The sequence below is a fragment of the Telluribacter humicola genome (genome assembly GCF_017355935.1).
GTDB lineage: Bacteria > Bacteroidota > Bacteroidia > Cytophagales > Spirosomataceae > Telluribacter > Telluribacter humicola.
Map to the genome: position 1 here is coordinate 409,089 of NZ_JAFIQT010000004.1, position 7,219 is coordinate 416,307.

The 7,219-nt window shown below is 42.7% G+C and carries 5 protein-coding genes; 1 reads left to right on the top strand and 4 read right to left on the bottom strand.

Annotated features, from left to right (window positions below; all coding sequences use genetic code 11):
* Positions 1 to 498: 498 nt before the first annotated feature.
* Positions 499 to 1,974 (top strand): glycoside hydrolase family 130 protein, encoded by a 1,476-nt coding sequence (locus JUB14_RS19620; protein ID WP_207508511.1) that lies wholly within the window; start codon positions 499 to 501, stop codon positions 1,972 to 1,974.
* On the opposite strand, the gene JUB14_RS19625 is transcribed toward JUB14_RS19620, so the two are convergent.
* The 4 genes from JUB14_RS19625 to JUB14_RS19640 form a co-directional block, all read right to left on the bottom strand.
* Positions 1,963 to 2,973 (bottom strand): glycosyltransferase family 4 protein, encoded by a 1,011-nt coding sequence (locus tag JUB14_RS19625; RefSeq protein WP_207508512.1) that lies wholly within the window; start codon positions 2,971 to 2,973, stop codon positions 1,963 to 1,965. The genes JUB14_RS19620 and JUB14_RS19625 overlap by 12 nt on opposite strands.
* Positions 2,970 to 5,213, bottom strand: a complete 2,244-nt coding sequence (locus JUB14_RS19630; RefSeq protein ID WP_207508513.1) for a glycosyltransferase family 4 protein — start codon at positions 5,211 to 5,213, stop codon at positions 2,970 to 2,972. The genes JUB14_RS19625 and JUB14_RS19630 overlap by 4 nt, the downstream gene beginning before the upstream one ends.
* 300 nt (positions 5,214 to 5,513) lie before the next feature.
* Positions 5,514 to 5,738: a hypothetical protein gene (locus JUB14_RS19635; RefSeq protein WP_207508514.1), complete on the bottom strand. Its 225-nt coding sequence runs from the start codon at positions 5,736 to 5,738 to the stop codon at positions 5,514 to 5,516.
* A gap of 1,100 nt (positions 5,739 to 6,838) precedes the next feature.
* Complete coding sequence (locus JUB14_RS19640; RefSeq protein ID WP_207508515.1) at positions 6,839 to 7,069, bottom strand: hypothetical protein; 231 nt, start codon at positions 7,067 to 7,069, stop codon at positions 6,839 to 6,841.
* Positions 7,070 to 7,219: the final 150 nt, after the last annotated feature.

Sequence of the window (7,219 nt, forward strand, 5' to 3'; positions counted from 1 at the left end):
GGGTTAGACCACAAGCTTTTTAATGTCACTTGGAGCTAGGAATTAGAAGTAGGTCAAAACTGAATTATAAAAAAAAATATGTGAACAAGCTACTAGCTCATTGTCTTTAATAATATAAAACATTTTTTATCATAGAAATTGTGTACCTTACAGAAACAACAAAATCATGTCGAAAGAAAAAACAGTGCAGAAGGGTGATAAGAAGAAGGCTGAAAAAAATCTGAAAGAAAAAAGAGCAGATAAAAAAGCCAAAAGGGAGAAAACTTACGGCGAAGAATAAGACAACTTTATAGACTTTGAAAGACAGGAGGCCCTTCATCTGCTTATAGGTGAAGGGCCTCCTGCTAAAACGGACCGATGGGTCCAACATTTGAACTAATCTGGGTTGATCGCCAGTACTCTGCAAAGAGGTATCAAAAGGTTTATTTACATATATATTACAATCCCCTGTCTGCCTGATCAGCTTACCCTGGATCCAAAATTATTACACCCAGCAAAATGACCGTTACAATCATACGAAAAGACATCATCTTCCAACCTGATTCCAGCCGGGTTATCGCCCGATTTCTTTACAGCAGCGAAGAGAGGAGCAAGAAGCTTATTGCGCTTATTCTGGATCTACCCGAAAAAGATCAGATACAGGAGTTTAATCAGGTGCTAAGAAAGTACGCAAAACGCCATCGAAACATACTGAGGGTTTTTGAAAAACATTTTCAAAAGGTAGAACCCGTCATTAAAATGATGAATATAAAGGCGGAATCACTCTCTGTCAATCAGAAAATGTTGATTGGCTCTTATTTCACCATGGAGTATTCTATCGAAGCGGCAGCTTTTTTCAATCCTTCCATCATTGAAGATACCGATCAGTCCGGGACCAATCGGGGGGAGAAAAGGGTAATACTAAGTTTTCGTGCTACCGGCGAAGGACACATTTCCTCGATCGTATTCAGATCGGCAATTATCGACGCCGATAATCTGATTACGGTGGAGCCGCCGGGACGAATGCTGAATGCTCCGGACCATGTTCGTAATCATGTTTACGATAAGAAGTCGTTCCTGGCCAAGCTCACGGAAATGCAGAATTTTGAATGTGCCGCCTTTCCCATTATTGAGAAAAAGCTGACGCAGACTTTTACTTACGAAGAGCTCAAACGATATGTCGACGAAACAAGAAGGGTGACAGAAGAAGACGCGCTGAGCGCGGTATTCTTAAATGAAAGTATGTGGCTGGCTTCTTCTCACTATGAAATGGACTTCTCGCTGGAAACTGACATTTCTGAGCGGGTAATTTTTCCAATAGCGGATACGGAGAAAAAAGGCATTGAGGATGCACGCTTTGTAAAATTTACCAGCGAGACGAAAGAGGAAACCTACTACGCAACATATACGGCCTACGATGGCATTGCTATCTTGCCAAAGTTGCTTGTAACCAAAGACTTCTACCATTTTAAGGTACTTCCCATTCATGGTGATATTGCCCAGAATAAAGGTTTGGCATTGTTTCCAAGAAAAATTAATGGGAAGTATGCTATGCTTTGCCGAATTGACGGCGTCAATAACTACATCTCTTTTTCTGACAGTATCGGCGTATGGCGGCAGGCTCAGATGATCCAGTCACCCAGGTATGCCTGGGAGTTTGTTCAGATGGGTAACTGTGGCTCTCCACTGGAAACAAGTGCAGGATGGCTGGTGCTTACGCACGGAGTAGGTCCGATGCGGGAATATGTACTTGGCGCCTCACTTTTTGAGCTCAATAATCCGGAGAATGAAATTGGACGTCTTAGCCAGCCATTACTTACTCCCAACCGGATGGAACGTGAGGGGTATGTACCTAATGTGGTATATTCGTGTGGCGCGATCATTCATAATCAAAGCCTGATTATCCCTTATGCCATGTCAGATTATGCCTCTACCTACGCTGTGGTTGATCTGGGGGAATTGCTGGAAGAACTTATTGGAAAATCAGCGGCTTAAAAGCTGTTCATAGACGGCCAGGTACCCTTCAACCATATGATCCTTTGAGAATCTGCTCTCAGCCCGTCTCCTGCATGCCGCCCGCTCAATGCGGCTGAGCTGCGAAACTGCCTGTGCTGCTTCATCTACTGTATCGACCAGAAAGCCTGTTTTCTGGTCGATAATAAGTTCAGGCATGGATCCGCGCTTAAACGCGATTACCGGTGTTCCGCAAAACATCGCTTCCACAACACTTAGCCCAAAAGGCTCCTCAAACCGGATTGGGTGCAACAAGGCTGATGCACCACCTAGTAATTGGTTCCTTTCCAGTGGGCCTACATTACCATAGTAGTAGACATCCTGTCCGTCTATGTAGGGCTCTACTTCCTGCCTGAAATAGGCTTTATCCTGTATCAGGCCCGCCATCTTCAGCTTCATCCCAGCCTTTTTAGCAATCTGTATGGCTTCGGAGGTGCCTTTGTCGGGATGAATCCTGCCGAAGAAGAGCAGGTACTTATCCGGATCAGGTACAAACGTGAATTCCTGACCGTCTATCCCATTGTACACCGTGGCGATGTAGTTCAGATCAGGTGCCCGGTCTGCATCGGAGATCGAAACATAGCTTGTGTGCGTATTGTATTTACGATATACATCCAGAATCCTGGTAGAGGAAAAGCCATGTACCGTAGTTAGCAATGGTGTTTTGATAAGCCTGGAATAGGTGAGCGGTAAAAAATCGAAGTGGTTGTGGATCAGGTCAAACTGGTCGGCTTTTTCCATCAGATTGCTGATGTGAAGGCATTCGGCCACCTTGGGGTCTATTGAGCTGTCCTCTGCATAGGGCGATTGGACCTTGGCATCAAGAGTAGCATTAGTAACTGAATCGGCGGTTGCGAAAAGAGTCACGTTGACTCCTTTTGCAACCAGGCTTTCTGTCAGTAGAGAGGCGACTTGTTCCCAGGGGCCATACATTCTGGGTGGTGTCCGCCAGGCAATGGATGAAAGAATGGCTACTTTCATACTACCCCGAGCTCTAACTGTGAAATCTCTTCGAAGGCTTCCAGCACACTAAGCTGAGAAATCAGATATGCCAAAGTACTTTCCGCCCCCTGGTTTCGGTTGACGCCGTAACGCTCCAATCCGTCACAGCACCCCTTTGTCTCGAAATCATACAAACTAATTCGTAGATCATTTTCGCCAAGAAACCACATGAAGCATGTGTACAACCTGGTAACGAATGTCCTGTCCTTGGTCAGACGGAACGCCTGGTGAAACATGAGAACCATGGCCAGCGCGTCGAGCGGCTGCTGCGCAAACTGGGAGTTTTCTCCGTCTCTTTGGAACCAGCTTTCGTTACCTATAATAGAGAGGTACCCATTGCTGAGTGTAACATCAGAAAGGAATGCCATACTCTCCATGGCAATGGTGTTTACCTTTTCATCATTCAGAAATTCAGCCGCGTGCAAAAGGGCCAGGGGCAAAAACGCGTTGTCGTAGGCCAGTAAGGATTCAAACCAATGCCATCCTTCGCTTCGGTTCAGCGCATAATCCCGCATAAGGCGGCCAGCCAACTGCCTTAGTATTTCAATCATTCCCTCATCGGATGGATTGCTTTTCAGATAGTAGCAAATTCCCACCATGGTGTTGGCAATACTTCTGATCGATTTGAGCGCCACAAAATTGGAAGCGGCATCAAAGAATATTTCCCGGCCTGTCTGGTAGTAGGCATCGTTTGGCGCGTTTCCCAGCAGGTAGCCCAGAGACCAGATCGCTCTTCCAAAAGAATCCTCCGAGCCTACCTCATCCAGGAAGTTACGGTTGAAGCTCAAAAAATTGCGAAAGGTTCCGTCAGGATTCTGCATGTAATTAATATAGCTCAAATAAGTCGGTGATAATTTGAGCGCCAAAGGGTGCTTGTTCCTTTTGTATGCCATAAGTACCATAAGCAGAGCCCGGGCATTATCATCCAGGCAATAGCCTTCCTTCAGGTTCGGAATCCCATATTTGGCGTGCTGAATAATGCCCGTATCATCTGTCATGCGCTGCACATGATCCAGCAGAAAAGGCGGAAGCATTAGAGGGTCAAGAACGCTCTCTTTTTTTACGAATACCTCCGGGTGCTCTTCGACTATTTCCTCGGCAAGCTGCAGGTACTTCTGGCCAATTTTGGGCCATACAATTTCCTGACCATACTCGTGGGCATTTTTTCTGAGGTCCCCCATAACCTCAGTATTATCCAATAAGTCAAGGAAGATCTCCCCTAGGGCATCCGAATCATTGAAATCAAATAACCTTCCACGCCCGTCTGCGAGCAATTCTGCCGCGTGCCAGTAAGGGGTCGAAACAACGGCAGATCCTGCCCCTATCGCGTAAGAAAGGGTTCCACTGGTAATCTGAGCTTCGTTTGTATAGGGTGTGATATAAATGTCCGAAGCAGAAAGGTATTTTAAGAGCTCCGACTGATCGATAAACTCATTTAAGAAGATGACGTGCTTTTCTATTCCTAATTTTTTGACCAGCCCCAGGAGGTAAATCCGGTATTCTTCACCTGAATGCCTGATTACGTTAGGGTGGGTTTTGCCAAGCACGATATACATTACCTCCGGATGCTTCCTGACAACAGCGGGAAGTGCCTTCAAAACAACTTCAATTCCCTTGTTTCTGCCGATAAACCCAAATGTGAGCAGTAGTTTTTTTGACAGAAGTTTAAATTCTTTTTTTGCCAGTTGCTGATTAAATTGCATGTCGGGCACACCATGCGGTATCATTGCAATTTTTTCCAGCGAGATACTATATTCTGTACGTAGCATATTCACCGCAGTCTGACTCATGACTACGATGGAGTGGGCGATTTTGCAGATTTCTACCAGTACTGCCCGCTCGTTATAAGAAGGTTTTTTTAACACTGTGTGAAGTGTGACGATCAGTGGAATCTTTAACCTATACAAAAGAGGTAGAATGTAGATGCCGTTTTGTCCGCCGAATATTCCGAACTCATGTTCAAGTACACAGATATCGGCGCCACTAAGATTTATAAAGTTAACTGCTTCGAGGTAGTCGGCCTGCTCTTCCTGTCGGATTGACATTTTTACTTCTGGCGGATAGTTGTAGTCCAGCCCATTGTCATCAATTGCTACAACAAATCCCTGGTTAGAACTCTCCTTACCAGTTGCATTGACCATTGCTTCAAATAAATTTTGAGTGAATGTGCCAATCCCACATTCCCGGGGTGGGAATGTTCCTATAAATGAAATCTTCATATTTATGCAGGATAGTTCTTTGTAAGATAATCTAAATGCGGAGACATCCCGCTAATTGTATAAAGCTTTACCAGGAGAATACTCCTACAAATTAGGTCCGGATCGCCCAATAGATGTACTATTGAGGAGTGAGAGGGATGGTAGTATACAGTATTTTCGTATGTAGAAGCCAGAACTTAGTTGTCAGATTTTCACAATAGAAAAAGCTAACTAATTTATGGACGAGACTAATGAACACGATTGCACCTAAAGTGTAATCTCAAAAAATCATGTGTCAGGTAGACATATCGGTCTACCTGTTTATGCTTCATAACCCATCTCATCAATTAAGGAGAACCTAAATGAGGGGAACTTTCTTTTGAACTTTCTTAACAGTTTGGTAGCTTCATGGTGCGAAAGCATCTCAAATGAGTCACAATAAATTATACCACTTCCTAGTTGTTCTAATGAAGATATGGGCTCATAAGCACTTTTTGAGAAATTCCATAGCCCTATTCTATAATATATCTGCAATTTCTTTTTCATTTTGAACCTTTAGGGATGTGTGGCTGGAAGCATCACTGATCTGCCTGGACCTAGGCAATATGTTTAGCAGGTGTGATAACACCTATCTCCACCTGAGCTATAGAGGGTAAAAAAACATCAATAAATATGTTATTTTTAAATTAAGATAAAGTCTACTGCTTCCATTTCCACTATGTTACGATACACATCATATTTCTATACATATAATAAACATACACCTGTAGTGACTATGTCTCCAGAAAGTTTTACTACTCAAACCTGGCGTCAACTGGATATAAATCATTATCTTTTCATAAACCTCCCTGGAATGGTTTTTGAAACTACTTATTTATTTGCAGTTAATTAGTTTATTGTTCTCCTCAGATTATTCACATTTGCGTATCATAGATAACAAACTGATAGTAGATATGTTTTAGAGGCTTTGGATTCATATGCCATTCTATATCATCCGATTTTCCACTGCTCGAATCGGTGCATCAACGGGGAGTAATGCGTTTTTATACCTAATTAGTACCGTTACAATACATAAGAGCAATTAATTCGTAGTAGAACTAGCAAGTAGTACAGAAGGCTAAAAAGTATATTATACCTAGAGAGGTGTAAACTAAATCTGGATGAGATAGTCTGAATATTAAATTGTACGTAGTCAGAAAGGAATGAAACAAAAGAATTACAATACATTATTTATCTACTAATATACAATCTTATGACGAAGTTTTTGGAAGTTCAAGGATATGAGCGCATAATAAACCTGGATAAAATTATTGAATTTCGTAAAGGGGAAAGAGGAGTACATACCCCAACTATTATTTTTAGATTTGACTCTGGAGAAGTAACAACTTTTGAATTTAAGGACGTCAAAGTTAGAGATAGTGTTATTGAGTCTATCATGAACAATGAAGAACACCTAAGACTAAAGTCGGATGGTAGACCCAATGAAATTACGGATAGTCTTGTTCATAACTCATTATAATTACTAGCAGCAAAGGGGCATAATATAACTCTTTTGCTGCTAATGATATCCTCTCACAGGTACAACGGCATTTTTATTTAGTAGTGATATGACCAGCGGCAGCAAAAAATGTCAGTTCAGGTACTCGCTATTCCAGGCGAAGAAGAAAGCCAATATTTTCGAGATCTTCAGGAGCCTGAACATGGCCCAGGTCCTCTAGCTTTATATCATAGTTCATATCGACCCGAAGCCTTAGTAGCTCCAGGTAATCAGTTAGCCCAAATTTGACATCAATGAATGATGTATTTTTTAGGGCTACAAGCACCTCCAGAGGCGAATCCCCTGAAATTATTCTTCCTTTTGTGGTCAGGTATCTCATGGGAGCAAGAGGTTGATTTATGGTTATTTAAGTTAGAATACTAGCACGGATCCATACCTGTTAACCAATAGCCTCATTCAGGTCATTTAGGCTTCCAAAGCGGCGTAAGGTTATAATATGCGAACGTAAAGCCTGCATAAAGGTAGCATT

Coding starts and splice junctions, on each gene's coding strand:
- JUB14_RS19640 (WP_207508515.1), bottom strand. CDS start 7,069: ATGAGATACCTGACCACAAAAGGAAGAATAATTTCAGGGGATTCGCCT.
- JUB14_RS19635 (WP_207508514.1), bottom strand. CDS start 5,738: ATGAAAAAGAAATTGCAGATATATTATAGAATAGGGCTATGGAATTTC.
- JUB14_RS19630 (WP_207508513.1), bottom strand. CDS start 5,213: ATGAAGATTTCATTTATAGGAACATTCCCACCCCGGGAATGTGGGATT.
- JUB14_RS19625 (WP_207508512.1), bottom strand. CDS start 2,973: ATGAAAGTAGCCATTCTTTCATCCATTGCCTGGCGGACACCACCCAGA.
- JUB14_RS19620 (WP_207508511.1), top strand. CDS start 499: ATGACCGTTACAATCATACGAAAAGACATCATCTTCCAACCTGATTCC.